The following is a 17,650-nucleotide window of genomic DNA, read 5'->3' as shown; positions in this document are numbered from 1 at the left end:
TTAATTATATTGCTCGCTTCTAACCATTATATTGGGTGACGAATCAATCTCACCTTCAGCTGAAATTGTTGCAGCACTATCATTGCAAAGCATTATCGCAACATTTCCATTTTTTCGACAACGAATATAAGCTAGCTCATATCCAAACTGGGTTAAACTACTTGCCGAAAATTTTTGAGCGAGTGAAAGCTGCTCCCATAAAGTACTTTCTGGCACACCATTGAGTACTCGCCGCTCTAATAAAATCTCTCTTTGTTCTACAACGCGCATATAAGTCTCAATATCAGAATTAAACAGCATTACTAATATAAAAAATATCTTAATTTTTTTTATAGATCAATACTTATACAAGAGAAGAAACTGTTATTATAGTTAAAAAGCATCATTAGACTGAGTTTACGGTGATAATACCGAATAAACTCAACAAACTATAAACATATTGGGTATTAAGACATGAGTTCTGTTTTAAATGAATTATTAGCTTTACTAAAATTAGAAGTCATTGAGAAAGGAATATACCGAGGTCAAAGCCAAGATTTAGGCTTTAGAGCCTTATTTGGTGGTCAAGTAATGGGACAAGCACTATCAGCTGCCCAAGCAACTATTGATGAAGATCGTTTCATACATTCACTCCACTCTTATTTCTTACTTGCCGGTGACGCTTCAAAACCTGTTGTTTATGAAGTAGAAGATATTCGTAACGGGAATAGTTTTAGCACTCGTCGAGTAAAAGCGATCCAAAATGGTAAAGCTATCTTTTACATGACAGCTTCTTTTCAAAAATTTGAACAAGGTTTTGACCATCAAGATACTATGCCAACAGTTCCAGGACCTGATGGTTTGGCATCTTATAGTGATTTTATTATCAAGCATAAAGATGCCTTTCCGCAGCCAATGCGTGACAAGTTACTAGCAGAAATGCCGATAGAAATACGCCCAGTGCAACAATATAATTGGCTTAAACCTGAAAAAACTGATTCTACATGTCAAACCTGGTTAAAAACCAATGGTACTCTCCCTGATGATTTACGCCATCATAGCTGCATGCTTGCTTATGCTTCAGATTTTCAATTTTTACCCGCCTCTTTAATGCCGCACGGTGCGAGTCATTTTAGCCCTAACTTCCAAATAGCTACCGTCGACCATGCTATGTGGTTTCATCGTCCGTTCCGTTTTGATGATTGGTTGTTATATTGTATCGATAGCCCTTCAGCTAGCAACGGACGCGGTTTAGTGCGTGGACAAATATATAACCGTAAAGGCGAGCTTGTCGCTTCAACTATGCAAGAAGGCGTTATCAGACAAAGATAATTGAGTTAAACAAAATCTAATAGATTCAAGCTTCACCTAGTTAAACATTATCAGGATAAGTAGTTAATACCAAAATCACAACAAATAACGCTTACAATACAAGCAGTTGTGCTAAATAATTTATATATTAATTTTACCGATAAATACATTAAACTACTATTCATTATTAATGGAATTAACTATGAAAATAACTCACGATATTTTAACCGATACGGTAACAAAACAACTTAAAAATAATGTAGAAGCGACTAAAGTAGAGCCGACTATAGTAGGTGAACTGTCTGATAGCGAGTTAATTACAGATATTAATAAACAACAAACACTTGCTCGTGATATTTATCATGACAGTGAGCATATCCCCTCGGACCAAAACACTTACGATAAGCCTCTAAGTATCTCAGCACATAAATCTGAATCTGCACTTATAGATAAAATGACGAATACAATAACTTTTGGCGAATTACCAATGAAGCTTGCTCAAATAAGGCCTGAATACGAAAGTTTTATGCATGATTTAGAATTATCATCTCCAGCGTTAGCGCAAAAAAATTGGGGATTTTCTATTGATAATAATGATAAATTAGTTGTTTCAGGTAATATTACTGAAGATGAAAAAAGCTATCTTGAGGGCAAATTAAATGCTAACGAAACTATAGTAGCGTTAGCGAAAGAGTTACCTGACATTCTAATAAAAGGTCAAGAGTATGACCGTGGATATGATGGAAAAGGAAAATATTGGGGAAAATATGATGTTACCCAAGAAAACTTTAAAGACATTGTTGATGTAAAAGCACTTTTAGATAGTTCATACGGGCCAACGGCAAAAGCATTTAATAATGGCTTCGATACATTTTCATATCAAGATGAACTTCGCAGCCAGTTAGCAAGCAAAGCCGACGCTAAATACGCTTATTAAATTAGGCTAATAACGTAAATAGCTCTGGCCGTTATGCATAGTCAAATCACTTACATTGACACACTTGATCTCCATAATAATTATTTGAATAATTACAGTCGACTCGTGCAGTTTTACCAGTATTAGTGCTTAATATAGCTTTTAAATTGTGAATAATATTTTTCATAATAGTTACCTCTTGTTTGTGTGGTAACTATAATGACCAAACACTTTGATTTAGTAAATACGAATAAATAGAGGACTATGTTCTATTTATTCGATTATTATCCTTGAAGTCAACTATCCTTAGCCGAGACCTTCTTTGTTAACTGCGCCTTAAAAATATCTTTTAGTAGCGTTATTTCATCTGTTCTTACATAGTTAGGTCGAATGATTAATGATATTTTACGGTGTGGACCAGGCTCATTTAGATGAATAGCACGTAGTTCAGATTCACTATAAATTAACTGATCAAGCGCCATCTGTGGCACGAGTGTTGTTCCAAGCTTACCCGCAACCATTTGAATAAGGGTATGCAAACTCGCTGAGTCGAAATCTGATTCTTGTTTGTTATTTTGTAAACTACAGGCGGCCAAGGCATGATCTTTTAAGCAATGCCCTTCCTTTAACAACATTAATTTTTCAGCACTTAATTGTTCACTGGTAATTTCTTTCATTTGACTCGGGCATTCATCTTTATGGCTCACCCAATAGAAATCTTCTTGCCAAAATTCAAACTGCATCAAGCCATCAATAGCATAAGGTAAGGCTAGAATAGCAGCGTCGATATCACCGCTTCGAACCATATCAACTAACACATGCGACTGTTCTTCGATGATTTTTAATTTAAAGTCTGGATATTGTTTACGTAAATCAGGCAACACTTTAGGTAATAGATAAGGCCCAATAGTTGGAATTACACCAATAGTCATCCCATTAGAGAATGGCTGAAGGTTCGCGTTGGCAATTTGTAAAAGTTCATCCACTTCCAGCTTAACTTGCTTAGCTTTCACTAAAATTAGCTGACCTTTATTTGTCACCAACACTTGCTTGTTATTGCGTTCAAAAATAGTCACCCCTAATTGCTTTTCAAGTTCATTAATTGCGGTACTTAATGCTGACTGTGACACATTGCAAGCTTCGGCCGCTTTTTTAAAATGTAATGTTTTTTCAACCGCTAATGCATAATGTAATTGTTTTAATGAAATCATTCGTCTCTATAATCAGTTTTATTGAACGTCAACGACATTCTAATTAATAATTCAATATATTGTCACGTTAATATAAGTGAAATAGTAACTACCCCTGAAATAACAGGGGGTAGTTACGATTAAATAAGCCTTAGCAGCAAGCTAATACTTATAAGCCTAACGCTGTTTTAATACCATTACCATAATCTACATCGGCTGCACTGCAGTGCTTAATATGACGTAATTTTATTTCATCTGGTACATCAGCCATCGAAGCAGCCGTGTTACTAAATAAAGCTTGTTGTTGCTCAGGACTCATTAAACGGAATAAGTCACCTGCTTGTGAGAAGTAATCTTCATCTTCTCTATGATCCCAATGAGCTGCAGCGCCATCAATTGCTAAAGGTGGCTCTGAAAAATCAGGCTGTTCTGCCCACTCACCCTGGTTATTCGGCTCGTAACCAACTGTAGCGCCGTGATTACCATCGGTACGCATTTGCCCATCTCTATGATAACTATGTACAGGACAACGCGCGGCATTAACCGGAATATGGTTATGGTTAACACCTAAACGATAACGTTGTGCATCACCATATGAGAATAATCGCCCTTGTAGCATTTTATCTGGAGAGAAGCTGATACCCGGAACAATATTGCCAGGATTAAAGGCTGCCTGTTCAACATCAGCAAAATAGTTTTCAGGATTACGATTCAACTCCATTACCCCTACTTCAATTAAAGGATAATCTTTATGAGGCCAAACCTTTGTTAAATCAAAAGGATTATATGGTACTGTTGCTGCATCGGCTTCTGGCATAATTTGAACTTTCATTGTCCACTTAGGAAAGTCATGCTTTTCTATCGATTCAAATAAGTCTTTTTGATGGCTTTCTCTATCTTGACCTACAAGTACTTCAGCTTCTGCATCTGTTAAATTTTTAATGCCTTGTTGAGTTTCTAAATGAAATTTCACCCAAAATCGTTCATTGTCTGCATTAATAAAGCTGAACGTATGACTACCAAAACCATGCATATGTCGGTAACTTGCAGGTAGACCGCGATCACTCATCACAATAGTGACTTGATGTAACGCTTCAGGTAACGATGTCCAAAAATCCCAGTTATTAGTGGCACTACGCATATTGGTTTTAGGATCACGTTTAACGGCATGGTTCAAATCAGGGAACTTTAACGGATCACGCAAAAAGAATACCGGTGTATTATTACCAACTAAATCCCAGTTACCTTCTTCGGTATAAAACTTAACAGCAAAGCCACGAATATCTCGCTCTGCGTCAGCTGCACCACGTTCGCCAGCAACGGTACTAAAACGAGTAAATAGTTCAGTTTCCTTCCCAATTTCAGAAAATATTTTTGCGCGCGTATATTTAGTAATATCATTCGTTACCGTAAATTTACCAAATGCTGCAGAACCTTTAGCATGCATACGTCTTTCTGGGATAACTTCACGGTCGAAATGTGCTAGCTTTTCTAAAAACCACACATCTTGCAAAAGTTGTGGCCCTTTTGGCCCGGCAGTCATTACATTTTGGTTATGCGCCACAGGGCAACCAGCGGCTGTTGTTAGTTTCTTACTCGTCATCATTTTATTCCTATTCGTTATTATTGACTGAATGTCTTATTTATCGATTAAATTTTATTACCTATATAAACCTAGTCTATTTTAGTAAAAGAGCCATCAATTTATATTCTGTTTTTTAGAATATAAAAATCAATTTAATCAAATTTACCAATCATAAGATTAAATCTACTATACATACATCGAAAGCAGACAGGCTTTCAGAAGCAAAACTTTCATTAACGTTTTATTAAATAATTAATACGACAATTAAATAAACATTTAAATACATAAAGAGGAATACATCATGGCTCAAATAGGCAAAGCAATCCCAGAATTTACAGCACAAGCATTTCACAACGGCGAGTTTGTTGAAGTAACAACTGACAGCGTCAAAGGTAAATGGTCTATCTTCTTATTTTACCCAGCAGACTTTACGTTTGTATGTCCTACTGAATTAGAAGACATGGCAAACCAATATGAAGAGTTACAAAAATTAGGTGTTGAAGTATACGCTGTATCAACTGACACACATTTCTCTCATAAAGCTTGGCACGACTCGTCTGACGCAATTGGCAAAATTCAATTCCCAATGCTAGGCGACCAAACAGGTAACATTACTCGTGGTTTTGACGTGATGATTGAAGAAGACCATATGGCACATCGTGGTACTTTCTTAGCTGACCCTGATGGCATTATTCAAGTAGCACACATTCATGCAGGTGGTATTGGTCGTAGCGCTAAAGACATGGTACGTAATGTTAAAGCAGCACAATATGTACGCGAAAACGATGGTGAAGTATGTCCAGCAGCTTGGGAGCAAGGCGAAGCAACCTTAACACCAAGCCTAGATTTAGTAGGTAAAATCTAAACTAAATTTTATATAAAAATCTAAAGGCGATTGGCGGATATAGCTAACACTATTCCGCCTTTTCTTATTATGCCGCATTAGCCACGTGATTAAGAAAGGCTCTCGGTAAAAATAACATACTTGTTAGGCGTTATTATTTAATGCATTTTTCCAATCATGCCCTGTAGGGTTTTGAAATATACGTAAATCAAAATGTGGAGCAATAGCAAATAAATGATCGAACACATCTGCTTGAATACCTTCATATACTTTCCAATCTGTTGAATTAGCAAAGCAGTATAATTCTAAAGGTAAGCCACTTTCAGTCGCAGGCAACTGCCTCACCATACAAGTTAAGTCATTTCGAATATTCGTATTTTGATGTAAATACATTTCAATATAAGCGCGAAATGTGCCAATGTTCGTTAATTGTCGGCTATCAATGTCATTTAAACGCCCATCTTGATCTAACGCTTTATTTTCATCTTCAAGCCTTTGCTTTTTATCGGTTAAATAAGACTTTAATAAGCTAGTGCTAGCTAAAAAGTCTATTTTTTCTAATGAATAAAAATCAATACTGCTGATATCTATAATTAACGTTCGTTTTATACGTCTAGCACCAGTATGGTACATATTACGCCAGTTTTTAAACGAATCACTTATCAAAGCATAAGTTGGTACTGTTGTAATCGTTTTATCAAAATTTTGTACTTTTACTGTATTTAAGCCTATTTCAATAACATCGCCATCAGCCCCATATTTAGGTAGTTCAATCCAATCTCCCGCAACAACCATTTTGTTTGCTGAAATTTGAATACTAGCAACTAACCCTTTGATCGTATCTTGAAACACTAAAATTAACACCGCGGTTAAAGCACCTAAACCACTCAATAAATAAACAGGTGAACGATCTAAAATTAATGCAATAATTACAATCACAGCCACTAAATAGATAACTAATTTGATCACTTGAATAATAGCATTCAGTGGCAAATATTTTTGTTTAGCTGTTTCACCGTATAAGCATTTGCTAACATTTAATACAGCACTGATACTTCGAGCTATTTGAAAGGTTAAAAATACTTTCGCAAACAATACTAACAAATCGGCTATTATAAGTTCGCTTGGAAAAACTAATGGTGTTAAAAATAATATTAATATAAAAGGTAATAATAAGGTAAATCGCGTTAAGACATTATGTTCAATTAACGCGTCATCCCAAGTGTTTTTTGTTTTAACAATCAGTTTATGAACAACGTTAATCACTTGAGTTTTAGCAATGTAATAGCTAATCGTTGCCGTAAATATAATAAAAGTTAAACCTAATACCATTGCACTCATTTCAAGGTAATTTTTATTAACTCCTTGCTCGGCCAGCCAAGTCATAATTAATTCATTCATATTAGTCCCTTATTTATCAATATCAGATGACGAATTTTTCTTTAAATTGAGAAGTCTAGCGTCTTTCTCATGCCAAAATTGCGTTAACCACTTTTGAAAAGCAATTTTATGAGCTCTATCATTCATGTAGTCACCACTAAGCTCACTGTTAATGTCAAATGTATTAATTTCAATATACACATCTTTAACACGACCACACAAAAAGTCCCAAAAGCTAGGAATTCCGTCTGGGTAATAAATAGTTACATCAACAATGGTGGTTAAATACTCGCCCATGGCATCAAGTACAAAAGCCACACCACCAGCTTTAGGTTTAAGCAAATGATTAAATGGTGAATTTTGCTTATCGTGTTTAGCTTGCGTAAAGCGCGTTCCTTCGATAAAACTCATTACGCTAACGGGTTTATGCTTAAATTTTTCACAAGCCTTACGTGTTGTCTCTAGGTCTTTACCTCTTAGGTGAGGATTTTTTTTCAAAAATGACTGGCTATAACGTTTCATAAAAGGAAAATCTAATGCCCACCATGCTAATCCTAGAATAGGGACATAAAGCAACTCTCTTTTTAAAAAGAACTTCAAAAAAGGTATTTTGCCATGCAATATTCGCTGCAGCACAATAATATCAACCCAGCTCTGATGATTAGCTAACACTAAATACCAGTCTTTCGTGCTCAGCTCTTCTAAACCGGTTACATGAAGTTTTACCTTAGTAAATAATTTTTGATTGATCGTGTTAATAGCAACCCAATTACTTGCCATTAAATCTAATAAATAGCTAAAAATCTTTTGAGAAAAATTTAACGGTATTAAAGCTTTAAATAATGAAAAAATAACAATAGGAACAACCCAAAAAATAGTGTTAAGGGCATAAAAAATAAAAGAAAGTAGTCCAAGAAATGGTGCGGGTAATAAATTTAGCATGTTAAAAAATTATAAACAGTTAACCAAAGAAAAATTAACTATATTTAATCATGCTTTGCCAGTAAATTGTATTGTTAATTACGATATAGTAACAAGATATGCTTTATTGCTATTTAGGATCACAATAACGTCTAACGTTATAGCGCCTTTTTCGCTATATAAGTTGAATGACTACCTCGTTTTCATCATACTGTAAATAGTTAAATCATAACAGGAGGAAAAATGAATTTTAATCGTGCTGTAATTAAAGTCGGTAGCGCCTTAGTAGCACCATCAAAAACTGGTTGTAGTGGGCAATATATTCTAGCCATTGCTCAATTCATCACTAAATGCCATCAACAAGGCAAAGAAGTGATTCTCGTATCTTCTGGCGGTGTTGCCGCTGGTCGCACAGTTATTCGACACGGCAGTCCTGAATTATCTCCATCAGTAAAGAAAGCCATGTCGAGTGTTGGTCAAATGAAAATGATGGCGAACTGGCAACGTTTTTTTGATATTCCTTGCAGCCAAATATTAATCACGCAAGATGATCTAGAAGATCGAGAACGGTATATTTCCATCAGAGATACCATTCAAATTCAATTAGAGAATGGCATTATTCCTATCGTTAATGAAAACGATACGGTAACCACTGAAGATCTAAAAGTAGGTGATAACGACAACCTTTCAGCCCTAGTAGCACAAGTGTGTGAAGCTGATAGCTTGTTTATTTTAAGTGACATTGATGGCGTATTTACTAAAGATCCTAACATCCACGATGACGCGGTACTTATCCCCATAATCGATGAAATCACTGACGAGATATATGCTATGGCTGGCACTAGCCGCAATCATTTATCTACGGGTGGCATGAAAACAAAAATAGAAGCCGCAGAAAAAGCAACTGAGCATGGCATTAATACTTATATTCTCAATGGTACTAAAAGCGAAGTATTTAGCTCATTAATCAGACAAATAAATCCTGGCACACGCTTTTCTGCCGATAAAAATACTATTAGAGCTAAAAAACATTGGCTTAAACACACCGTAAAAAGTCACGGTAGAATCACCCTAGACAAAGGCGCAGTTAACGCCTTACTAAACAAAGGCGCTTCATTATTACCTATTGGCATAAAATCTGTCGCCAGAAGCTTTGACGTTGGTGATTGTGTTGACCTTGTTGATCAACAAACTAAAACCATTATTGCTAAAGGTATCACTCAATATAGCAATAAAGAGTTAAAGCGTATCAAGGGCAAACACAGTGATGAAATTAAACTTATCTTAGGGCATGAAGAAGGTGATGTAGTTATACATCGTGATGACATGGTTATTCTTGAACAAAATGTTGAAGTTAAACCAGCAAAAGTAGCCCCTAAAAACAGTGAAGAAAAAGGAACTAAAACAAATGCACCAATTTAATATGGCGACAATGGCAACGAATGCAAAAGTTGCTAGCCGAGTAGCCGCACAGCTAACAACCATTGAAAAGAATGCATTGTTAAACGCAATAGCTGACGCTATAGAAGCAAATAGTACTGAAATCATTAGCGAAAATAGTAAAGACATTGAAGCAGGTCGAGAAAAAGGCTTAGCTGATGCAATGCTTGATAGACTACTACTAACTGACCAAGGTATTAAAGATATCAGCAGTGCTATTCGCGAAATAGTCGCCTTAACAGATCCCGTTGGCGACATTGCTAACTTAGCGCTACGTCCAAATGGTATGCAAGTAGGTAAAATGCGTATCCCTTTAGGGGTTATTGCAATGATTTATGAAGCACGTCCAAATGTAACAGCTGAAGCAGCGGCGCTTTGTATTAAGTCAGGTAACGGCGTTATTCTTCGCGGTGGCTCTGAAGCGATTCATTCTAATTTAGCATTAGCGAATTGTTTACATAAAGTGTTAACCGATCACGGTGTTGATAAAAACATTGTTAGCGTAATTCCTGATACGAGTCGCAGCGTTATTGAAGAATTATTAAAACAAAGTGAAACCATTGATTTAGTTATTCCTCGTGGTGGCGAAGGCTTGATTCGTTATGTTACGGAAAACAGTCGTATTCCAGTGATTCAGCATTTTAAAGGCGTTTGTCATTTATTTATTGATAAATATGCCGACTTAACTAAAGCAGTAAACATTTTAGTTAATGGTAAAACACAAAGACCAAGCGCCTGTAATTCACTAGAAACTGTTTTAGTGCATAGTGAAATTGCAGAGCAATTCTTACCATTAGCAGCTAAAGCATTAGCCAATGCTGCCAATGTAAAAATTCACGCTTGTGAAAATAGTCTTAGTTATTTTGATAATGCAGAACAAGCAACTAATGATGATTATCACGCAGAGTATTTAGCGCAAGAAATTGCTGTAAAAGTAGTTGCTAGCTATGATGATGCTGTGGCTCATATCAATGAGTTTACTTCTGATCATACTGAAGTCATTGTGACGCAAGATACTTCGCGTTCTCAGCGATTTATTCGTCAGATAAACTCTTCTGTGGTAATGATAAATGCTTCGTCTAGGTTTTCTGATGGTAACCAATTAGGCCTTGGCTCAGAAATTGGTATATCGACCAGTAAACTTCATGCATACGGTCCAATGGGGCTTGAATCATTAACGACAGAAAAATTTGTTGTTTATGGTGACGGACAAGTTAGGGACTAATTGATCGCTTTATTGATTCGTTAAAATCACCTAATGCGGCCTTCTCGCTGCATTAGGTTTTTGTTTCGTTTTAGGTAATGCTAATCTATTTGGCCATTCACCTTGATGATATTTTAAGCAAGCCTCTTCGCTATCAAAGTGTACTTGTTGTTTAATATTTTTCAAAACAACACCAACCTTCACTAACTGCTTTAAAATTGCATTACGCAATAATTCATCTTGCTGTTGCTCTTTCATTACTTCAATTTCAGACTCTAATTCAAAAACACAGGTAATCACCAAACTAGCAGGAAAATTAGTGTAATTAGCTCTATGAGTCAGCCATACAAATCCTGGCACTTCATGTAAAGAAGACTCACAGGCAATGGTTAACGCTTTACAAATGTTATTATCAATTTTTTGACTGGTTTTATTTAACTTCATATTAATCACTACCTATATTTTAAATATTATTTTTTAACACAGCTATTTTAACTTAATACAGCACTTGTACCTAAGACATTAACTCAGTATGCTATGCGGCCGTTTTTGGTAGAGATAAAAGTAGGTAGTAAATGATAGGTTTTGATTACGGCACATCTAATTGTAGTGTTGCTGTTATGGATAATGGTCAACCCCAAATAGTTCCTCTACTAAATAAGAATACAATAGCATCCAATTTATACGCTCCCGATCGTGACATCATCACTCATTGGTTAAATCAGCAATTAAAAGGTGAGCAACAAAGTAACTTTCAAAAGGAGCGTCAAGTTCAACTACAAAAAAGCCAAAGAGCCTTACGAGAATTGGCATTTGATGGCATTGAAACAGACTTGGTTTTTGGTAAGGCAGCGCTTGAAAAGTATTTGGAAGATCCGGAAGAAGGTTATTATATAAAGTCACCAAAATCTTTCCTAGGTGCTAGCGGCCTAGCGCCAGCACAAATACAATTATTTGAAGATATTGTTGCCGCAATGATGAGCAATGTTAAAAACCTCACAGAAGCAACACTCGGTCATGAAATAACAAAAACAGTCATTGGACGTCCAATAAACTTTCAAGGCTTACATGGCGAAGAAAGCAATCGACAAGCAATTAATGTGCTCACAAATGCGGCTAAACGTATTGGTTTTAAAGAGGTAGAATTTCAATTTGAACCTGTTGCTGCGGGTTTTGAATTTGAATCGAGTTTAACCAAAGAAACACGTGTATTAGTGGTTGATATTGGTGGCGGAACTAGTGATTGCTCGATGTTATTAATGGGGCCTGAACTAAGTAATAATGATGACCGTACCAAACACTTACTTGCTCATAGTGGTGTACGTGTGGCGGGTAATGACTTTGACATTCAATTAGCACTGCAAGGTATTATGCCAAGCTTGGGCATGAATAGTTTATTAAAAACAGGCAAGCCTATGCCAACGAGTAGTTTTTACCAAGCCTTAGCCATTAATAATATTAATGAACAAACCGCATTTTATAGTGCGCAAAATCGACGCGAATTAGTTCAATTGTCTCGTGAGGCTAAGGAACAAAATGTTGTTGAACGTTTAATAACAGTACACGATCATAAACTAAGTTATCAGTTAGTTAATGCGGCTGAACAAGCAAAAATAGCCTTGTCTGAGCAAGACAAACAAAGCATTAACTTAGACGATATTACCGATGGCCTGTCTGCTGAAGTGACGAAAGAAACTTTACGCTTAGCAAATAATCGCACATTAGAAAGTATTGGTGAGTTAATGAAATCAGCCGTTGATCAAGCACAGTGTCAACCTGAAGTCATTTTTGTGACCGGTGGTACCGCAAAATCGCCCGTATTAAGTGAGTTTATCCAAGCACAAATGCCAAATATTCCTATTATTGTCGGTGACCATTTTGGCAGTGTAACGTCAGGATTAGCCCGTTGGGCGGATAAGATTTTTAAGTAACCAACTAATGAAATTGCTATAAGTGCATAGGTTATTCGCCTACGCTACAACGGCTTATACCCGTGACCATTGAAAGTGCTGGAATTTAGGATGAGGATAAAATGTTAGAGACAAGGCGTGTGATTGACTAATAGCTTGCTATTGGGATTGAGCACAACGCAGTAACTGACTTTTTAGCCCAACATAAAACCTGCATCTTCATTGATTACGGGTATATATAGTAAAATATTTTACCGATAAAAAACGACGCTTATGCGTCGTTTTTGTTAGCACTAATATCAATGTTTATTGATCAATTATATCGGCTTAACCAACATAGTATTACCGGTAATAGCAACAATTTGACAAAGGCTTTTCTCGCTAATGAATTCAACATCTGCTTCATCAGCTAAACGTGCCGGCCAGTTGATACCTGAATATCGAATAGTACCGCCACTAGCATTTATTTCACTACTTGCAGGTACTTTCAAACCAATCATATCACTAGAGTTATCGGTTTTGCTTTTTGTATTTTGAAATCTCTTTAATGGCTTCCACAGAATAAAAGCGATTAATGCTGTTAATAAACCAACACTAAAAACTTCACTTTGCCAGCCATCAATAACCCCTATGCTAACTAGAATACCAGTGAGTAAACTTGCTATAGCGAAAAATAATAACGGACCACTCAGCCCCATAATACTCAGCTCAATAACAAAGCTTAGACCCGCAATTAAATACCATAAGTGGTCGGGATTTTCTAAAAAATATTCCATAATGCCTCTTTAATATAGAAAGAGTAAGCCTAATATTTTCAATGTTAGGCTAAAATATATAACTAACTCGTTAACTTCAAACTACTTGAAACAGCAATAGCTTGTGCAACCGTATTCGCAATATTATCACCTGTTTTACCGTCGGTCAGTACTACTGTACTTTCACTCGCAATGGCTTGATGGGCAGAGATAGCGTCTTGGGCTAAGGTTAAAGTTACTGCGGCCTTACCTTGATCTGTATTAGCTGCACTACCCACCACTTCTAATGCACTAGCATCAGCTTCTGCAACTAAACGAATGGCTTCCGCTTTACCTGTTGCCATAAGAACTTGTGACTCTTTCGAAGCTTCTGCTGCTAATACTTGCTCAGCCTTAGCGGCTTCTGCATCTAATACTCTCGCTTGTTTATGCCCTTCAGCTTCAGTAATTGCTGCCGTTTTCACCCCTTCAGCAGTTAAAATAACAGAACGTTTTTCACGTTCAGCTGTCATTTGTTTTTCCATATCTTCACGGATTGTTTGTGGCGGCATAATATCTTTGATTTCGTAACGAGTAACCATAACACCCCATGGTGCTGTCGCTTCGGTCATCGCATTTAAAATTTGCGCATTAATCATATCCCGATTTTGAAAACACTCATCTAATTCCATTGATCCAATAGCATTACGCATAGTTGTCATGGCTAGTTGTGTAACTGATAATTTATAGTCGGTAATGTTGTTCGTTGCGGCGGCAGCATCGATTACTTTTAAAAATAAAATACCATCAATTTCTAAGGTGATATTATCTTTGGTAATCGCTGCTTGCGAAATAATTTCTAATGATTGTTCTTTCAAATTACGATCAGCAGCGACTGATTGTACGAAAGGAATAATAAAGTTTAATCCTGCTGAAAGCGTTTTATTGTATTTCCCTAACGTGTAAATAACATAACCACGGTTTTGCGGAACAAAATATATGCCCTTCTTTAAGGTATATAAAATAACGATGGTAAGCCAAAGTATAGGATTAGTAAGTAGTTGTTCAAATATAGGCATGCAAATGTAGTCCTTTTATTATTTACGCTACCAACATTAGTATTAATAGCATTCCAATTGAAATAAAATAAATCAGAAGCCCATTAGAACATCAAGCTGGATCACTGTCAGCTATTTTTACCCATGCTGAATATTAATAACAGATATCACTTGAGCGTAGCTTGTCTAGAGAGGAAGGTAATAGATAATAGATAATAGATAGAGGCTATATAATAAACGTATTATTTAGCGCAGGCACGCGATAATTTATGAGAATAATATTGATAATATTATTGAAAAATATCATTGCAGAAAGACTACTGCATGAATGCAGCGACACTAGCAAAAACAGTCATCACTAAAACCATAATTTTTAATGTTTTCGCTTTCACTTCAATAGCAAACTTAACACCGATTTGCGCACCAATAATACTGCCTACACCTAATAATACTCCAGGAAGCCAAGCAATTTGATCTCTAACAATAAAAACAAGTAAGGCAATACTGGTAAAAATAACGGTAGCAACTACTTTCATTGCATTAGCACGTAATAAATCATAATTTAAAACGCCAACAAACGCGGCAATTAAAACAAAACCAACACCGGCCTGAATAAATCCACCATAAAAACCTGCGGCGAAAGTCGTTAATAGAGTTAACTTACTCTCAAAACAACTCTTTCTTTTGTCGTTATCTTTAGGACTGGTATCACTTTTAAAAATTACCCATATTGAAACAACAATCATAGTGCCGAGCAATAAAGGCTTAAGTAACTCTACATTAAGATAAGAAGCAGTAACTGCGCCAACTAAACCACCCAAAAATAACGGAATAAAACTGTCTTTAATAGAATCTGAATCAATTTTATCATGCTTATAAAAACCACGAGAAGCGGTTATCGACTGCATTAAAACTGCAACTCTATTCGTCGCATTAGCAACATCGGCTGGTAAACCATACATCATTAGCGCTGGCAAAGATAAGTTCGATCCTCCGCCAGCTAGCGTATTAATGACACCAGCCATTAACCCTATAACAATAAGAATAATGGCTTGATATAATTCGATGCTATTGAACATAATGGCTCATACTTACTCGCTGATATAAGTACAGCAGTAATCAATGATCGTTTTTGCTTTTATGTCGAAATAGCTATTCGCATCAACGTTAAATGATTCACCACCTTTGATTGTTTGCCACTGTGTAGCGCCTTCAAGTAAAATTTCACAATCACCTGCAGTAATTTCCATTAACTCGGCTTCTTTAGTATCAAAACGGTAATCCCCGGCTTGCATAACACCTAATGTTTTGAAGCTATCATCTTTAAAAGTGATAGTGCGGCTTACAACTTTACCGTCGAAATATACATTTGCTGCTCTGTTAATACTTACTTCTTTAAAATCAGACATGATGTCTTCCTTATTAAATTTGTTAATTGTTAAATAAAGTGAAAAGGCTATAAATAAAAAACGGCACTAACTTGTTGAAAATTATATGCCGTTTCTAGTCTGCTCAAGTTAACCAAATATAGATTAACCTAGCACTGTTGAACTAATTAAGCTGAGTGAATCAGTGATTAGTTCGCTTCAACTATTTTTTTCATATCAGTCATGTAGCCACGAAGCTCTTTACCAATTACTTCAACGCCATGGCTGCGAATAGCTTCATTTACTTCAATTAAACGTACGTTATCAACGCCATTTGAGCTATCAGTAATACCACCACCCAACTCTTCTAGTGTTAATTTGCTAGTAAAGTCAGCCAATAGAGGTACTGCTGCATGTGTAAATAAGTAGTTACCGTACTCGGCAGTATCAGAAATTACTACGTTCATTTCATATAATTTGTTACGTGCAATACAGTTAGCAATTAATGGTGTTTCATGTAATGACTCATAATACGCAGATTCATCAATGATACCAGCAGCAACCATTGCTTCAAATGCTAGCTCTACACCAGCTTTAATCATTGCTACAACAAAGATACCTTTATCGTAATATTCTTGTTCCGTAATTTCTGTATCGCAATCAGGTGCTAATTCAAAAGACGTTTCAGCAGTTTCTGCGCGCCATTTCAATAAGTTAGCATCATCATTTGCCCAATCAGCCATCATAGTTTCTGAGAAACGGCCTTCAATGATGTCATCCATATGCTTTTCAAATAATGGACGTAAGATAACTTTTAACTCTTCAGACATATCAAACGCTTTAATTTTAGCTGGGTTTGATAAACGATCCATCATATTAGTGATGCCGCCGTGTTTCAGTCCTTCAGTGGTAGTTTCTAAACCATATTGTAGTAGTTTACGTGCATATCCTGCATCAACACCTTGCTCTAATAATTGTTTGTGACCTAATACTGCTGCTGTTTGTAACATACCACATAGAATAGTTTGCTCACCCATTAAATCAGACTTAACTTCAGCAATAAATGAAGACTCTAGAACACCCGCTCTATCACCACCAGTAGCACTTGCATAAGCTTTAGCAATAGCTAAACCGTTACCTTGCGGATCATTTTCTGGGTGAACAGCAATAAGTGTTGGTACACCAAAACCACGTTTGTATTCTTCACGTACTTCAGTACCTGGACATTTAGGTGCAACCATTACTACGGTGATATCAGGACGAATTTGCATTCCTTCTTCAACAATATTGAAACCATGTGAATAAGCTAACGTTGAACCCTGTTTCATATGTGGCATTACTGCAGTTACTGCTGCTGTATGTTGCTTATCAGGCGTTAGGTTTAATACTAAATCAGCTTGAGGAATTAATTCTTCATAAGTCCCTACTGTAAAACCATTTTCAGTAGCCCACTGCCAAGATTGACGTTTTGTTGCAATCGCTTCATCACGTAATGCATAAGAAATATTTAAGCCAGAATCACGCATGTTCAAACCTTGGTTTAAACCTTGTGCGCCACAACCAACGATAACAATGTTCCAATCTTTAATAAAGTTACAACCATCGCTGAACTCTTCACGCTTCATAAAACGACACTTGCCTAATTGGCCAAGTTTTTCACGTAGGCTTAAGGTGTTAAAATAATTGCTCATGATATTTCCTATTCGTATTGCTAAATAATGGTCGGCTATCGTCAGATTGCTAAGCGATAGTATTAAGTTGAATAGAGCATAACGCAAAAACAGCATTGCATAAAATGATATATTTGCATC

The 17,650-nt window shown here is 36.3% G+C and carries 16 protein-coding genes and 1 pseudogene; 6 read left to right on the top strand and 11 right to left on the bottom strand.

The window, feature by feature from the left end:
* Positions 1-270 (bottom strand): hypothetical protein, encoded by a 270-nt coding sequence (locus KO509_RS03420; protein ID WP_215971878.1) that lies wholly within the window; start codon positions 268-270, stop codon positions 1-3.
* A gap of 183 nt (positions 271-453) precedes the next feature.
* Between KO509_RS03420 and tesB the strand changes: the two genes are divergently transcribed.
* Positions 454-1,311 (top strand): acyl-CoA thioesterase II, encoded by an 858-nt coding sequence (gene tesB, locus KO509_RS03415; RefSeq protein WP_215971877.1) that lies wholly within the window; start codon positions 454-456, stop codon positions 1,309-1,311.
* 181 nt (positions 1,312-1,492) lie between these two features.
* Positions 1,493-2,227, top strand: coding sequence for a hypothetical protein (locus KO509_RS03410; RefSeq protein ID WP_215971876.1), 735 nt, complete (start codon positions 1,493-1,495; stop codon positions 2,225-2,227).
* A 275-nt stretch (positions 2,228-2,502) separates the two neighbouring features.
* On the opposite strand, the gene KO509_RS03405 is transcribed toward KO509_RS03410, so the two are convergent.
* Complete coding sequence (locus tag KO509_RS03405) at positions 2,503-3,417, bottom strand: hydrogen peroxide-inducible genes activator (RefSeq protein WP_215971875.1); 915 nt, start codon at positions 3,415-3,417, stop codon at positions 2,503-2,505.
* A gap of 148 nt (positions 3,418-3,565) precedes the next feature.
* Positions 3,566-4,999, bottom strand: coding sequence for a catalase (locus tag KO509_RS03400; RefSeq protein ID WP_289847517.1), 1,434 nt, complete (start codon positions 4,997-4,999; stop codon positions 3,566-3,568).
* 283 nt (positions 5,000-5,282) lie between these two features.
* Between KO509_RS03400 and ahpC the strand changes: the two genes are divergently transcribed.
* Positions 5,283-5,846 (top strand): alkyl hydroperoxide reductase subunit C, encoded by a 564-nt coding sequence (gene ahpC, locus KO509_RS03395; RefSeq protein WP_201294546.1) that lies wholly within the window; start codon positions 5,283-5,285, stop codon positions 5,844-5,846.
* Positions 5,847-5,969: 123 nt separating this feature from the next.
* Here ahpC and KO509_RS03390 read toward each other — a convergent pair whose 3' ends face one another.
* Positions 5,970-7,226, bottom strand: a complete 1,257-nt coding sequence (locus tag KO509_RS03390) for a mechanosensitive ion channel family protein (RefSeq protein ID WP_215971873.1) — start codon at positions 7,224-7,226, stop codon at positions 5,970-5,972.
* A 9-nt stretch (positions 7,227-7,235) separates the two neighbouring features.
* Entirely contained in the window at positions 7,236-8,147 is a 912-nt protein-coding gene (locus tag KO509_RS03385; protein ID WP_215971872.1) for an acyltransferase, read from the bottom strand.
* Positions 8,148-8,369: 222 nt separating this feature from the next.
* Between KO509_RS03385 and proB the strand changes: the two are divergent.
* Both proB and KO509_RS03375 read left to right on the top strand, forming a co-directional pair.
* Positions 8,370-9,473: pseudogene (gene proB, locus KO509_RS03380) on the top strand (glutamate 5-kinase); the annotation flags it as partial.
* Positions 9,474-9,534: 61 nt separating this feature from the next.
* On the top strand, positions 9,535-10,791 hold the full coding sequence (locus KO509_RS03375; protein WP_215971870.1) for a glutamate-5-semialdehyde dehydrogenase: 1,257 nt from the start codon (positions 9,535-9,537) through the stop codon (positions 10,789-10,791).
* A gap of 30 nt (positions 10,792-10,821) precedes the next feature.
* Here KO509_RS03375 and KO509_RS03370 read toward each other — a convergent pair whose 3' ends face one another.
* On the bottom strand, positions 10,822-11,214 hold the full coding sequence (locus tag KO509_RS03370; protein ID WP_215971869.1) for a Fis family transcriptional regulator: 393 nt from the start codon (positions 11,212-11,214) through the stop codon (positions 10,822-10,824).
* A 131-nt stretch (positions 11,215-11,345) separates the two neighbouring features.
* Here KO509_RS03370 and yegD point away from each other — a divergent pair, with 131 nt between their 5' ends.
* Positions 11,346-12,701, top strand: coding sequence for a molecular chaperone (yegD, locus tag KO509_RS03365; RefSeq protein ID WP_215971868.1), 1,356 nt, complete (start codon positions 11,346-11,348; stop codon positions 12,699-12,701).
* A 296-nt stretch (positions 12,702-12,997) separates the two neighbouring features.
* On the opposite strand, the gene KO509_RS03360 is transcribed toward yegD, so the two are convergent.
* The 5 genes from KO509_RS03360 to ilvC form a co-directional block, all read right to left on the bottom strand.
* On the bottom strand, positions 12,998-13,456 hold the full coding sequence (locus KO509_RS03360) for an NfeD family protein (RefSeq protein WP_215971867.1): 459 nt from the start codon (positions 13,454-13,456) through the stop codon (positions 12,998-13,000).
* A 62-nt stretch (positions 13,457-13,518) separates the two neighbouring features.
* Positions 13,519-14,493, bottom strand: coding sequence for a stomatin-like protein (locus tag KO509_RS03355; RefSeq protein ID WP_215971866.1), 975 nt, complete (start codon positions 14,491-14,493; stop codon positions 13,519-13,521).
* Positions 14,494-14,789: 296 nt separating this feature from the next.
* Positions 14,790-15,551, bottom strand: coding sequence for a sulfite exporter TauE/SafE family protein (locus KO509_RS03350; RefSeq protein WP_215971865.1), 762 nt, complete (start codon positions 15,549-15,551; stop codon positions 14,790-14,792).
* A gap of 12 nt (positions 15,552-15,563) precedes the next feature.
* Complete coding sequence (locus tag KO509_RS03345) at positions 15,564-15,881, bottom strand: pyrimidine/purine nucleoside phosphorylase (protein WP_159817105.1); 318 nt, start codon at positions 15,879-15,881, stop codon at positions 15,564-15,566.
* 167 nt (positions 15,882-16,048) lie between these two features.
* Positions 16,049-17,530 carry a ketol-acid reductoisomerase gene (ilvC, locus tag KO509_RS03340; protein WP_215971864.1) on the bottom strand — a complete coding sequence of 494 codons (1,482 nt, stop codon included), beginning with the start codon at positions 17,528-17,530 and terminating at the stop codon, positions 16,049-16,051.
* Positions 17,531-17,650 lie beyond the last annotated feature (120 nt).

The organism is Colwellia sp. C2M11, assembly GCF_018860915.1.
In the GTDB taxonomy this organism is placed as follows: domain Bacteria; phylum Pseudomonadota; class Gammaproteobacteria; order Enterobacterales; family Alteromonadaceae; genus Colwellia.
The sequence above is the reverse complement of the archived record's forward strand: the minus strand, read 5'-3'. Positions and strand labels throughout refer to the sequence as shown.

Bases quoted from the DNA above. Each gene is read 5' to 3' on its own strand.
- KO509_RS03420 (WP_215971878.1), bottom strand. From the start codon at position 270: ATGCGCGTTGTAGAACAAAGAGAGATTTTATTAGAGCGGCGAGTACTC.
- tesB (WP_215971877.1), top strand. From the start codon at position 454: ATGAGTTCTGTTTTAAATGAATTATTAGCTTTACTAAAATTAGAAGTC.
- KO509_RS03410 (WP_215971876.1), top strand. From the start codon at position 1,493: ATGAAAATAACTCACGATATTTTAACCGATACGGTAACAAAACAACTT.
- KO509_RS03405 (WP_215971875.1), bottom strand. From the start codon at position 3,417: ATGATTTCATTAAAACAATTACATTATGCATTAGCGGTTGAAAAAACA.
- KO509_RS03400 (WP_289847517.1), bottom strand. From the start codon at position 4,999: ATGACGAGTAAGAAACTAACAACAGCCGCTGGTTGCCCTGTGGCGCAT.
- ahpC (WP_201294546.1), top strand. From the start codon at position 5,283: ATGGCTCAAATAGGCAAAGCAATCCCAGAATTTACAGCACAAGCATTT.
- KO509_RS03390 (WP_215971873.1), bottom strand. From the start codon at position 7,226: ATGAATGAATTAATTATGACTTGGCTGGCCGAGCAAGGAGTTAATAAA.
- KO509_RS03385 (WP_215971872.1), bottom strand. From the start codon at position 8,147: ATGCTAAATTTATTACCCGCACCATTTCTTGGACTACTTTCTTTTATT.
- KO509_RS03375 (WP_215971870.1), top strand. From the start codon at position 9,535: ATGCACCAATTTAATATGGCGACAATGGCAACGAATGCAAAAGTTGCT.
- KO509_RS03370 (WP_215971869.1), bottom strand. From the start codon at position 11,214: ATGAAGTTAAATAAAACCAGTCAAAAAATTGATAATAACATTTGTAAA.
- yegD (WP_215971868.1), top strand. From the start codon at position 11,346: ATGATAGGTTTTGATTACGGCACATCTAATTGTAGTGTTGCTGTTATG.
- KO509_RS03360 (WP_215971867.1), bottom strand. From the start codon at position 13,456: ATGGAATATTTTTTAGAAAATCCCGACCACTTATGGTATTTAATTGCG.
- KO509_RS03355 (WP_215971866.1), bottom strand. From the start codon at position 14,493: ATGCCTATATTTGAACAACTACTTACTAATCCTATACTTTGGCTTACC.
- KO509_RS03350 (WP_215971865.1), bottom strand. From the start codon at position 15,551: ATGTTCAATAGCATCGAATTATATCAAGCCATTATTCTTATTGTTATA.
- KO509_RS03345 (WP_159817105.1), bottom strand. From the start codon at position 15,881: ATGTCTGATTTTAAAGAAGTAAGTATTAACAGAGCAGCAAATGTATAT.
- ilvC (WP_215971864.1), bottom strand. From the start codon at position 17,530: ATGAGCAATTATTTTAACACCTTAAGCCTACGTGAAAAACTTGGCCAA.